General features: G+C 71.5%; 1 protein-coding gene. It reads left to right on the top strand.

Going from position 1 to position 708, the window contains the following annotated elements; genetic code table 11:
- On the top strand, positions 1-708 hold a 708-nt coding region (locus tag AC27KI_RS26555), incomplete at both ends, for a PepSY-associated TM helix domain-containing protein (RefSeq protein WP_487116868.1).

Raw genomic sequence — 708 nt, 5'->3', positions numbered from 1 at the left:
CTGCCCCAGCGCCCGGGCCGATGCCCTGCTGCTGGCGTGGCGCGATGGCCGCGCCAACCAGACGGCCGCGCTGCACCCGGTGACCGGTGCCGTGCTGCCCCTGCCCTGGGGCCGGGCGACCGAAGGCGGGCGCCACTTCATGTCGTTCCACTACATGCTGCAGTGGAATGCGCTCGGCTTCTGGGTGGTCGGCTGGGTGTCGATGGCCATGCTGGTGGCGCTGGTGTCCGGCGTGGTCGTGCACCGGCGCATCTTTCAGGATTTCTTCACGTTCCGGCCGGGCAAGGGCCAGCGCTCGTGGATGGACGCTCACAACGCCACCGCCGTGCTGACGCTGCCCTTCCTGTTCATGATCGTCTACACCGGGCTGGCGATCTTCTACACCTCGTACATGCCCTGGCCACTACAAGCGGCCTACGGCAGCGGCGAGTCGGCCCATGCCCGGTTCCAGGCCGAGCTGCACCACGGCGAGGGCGAAGCGCTGCGCCGCCCCCGCACGGGCCGGCCCGCGGCCTTGCACGATCTGGCACCGCTGCTGCAAAGGGCCCGCGACCTGACGGGCCAGCCACCGCGCATGGTGGTGGTCGAGGCGCCGGAGGATGCGAATGCCACGGTGCGCGTGCTCGGCCCCCGCGAAGCCGAGCCAGGCGCAGGCCAGCGCCGCGCCTTGCTGAACCCGGTGGCCACCGCGGTGTTCGACGGCGTGAG

The organism is Acidovorax sp. KPB24-03, from assembly GCF_057546605.1.
The sequence above is the reverse complement of the archived record's forward strand: the minus strand, read 5'-3'. Positions and strand labels throughout refer to the sequence as shown.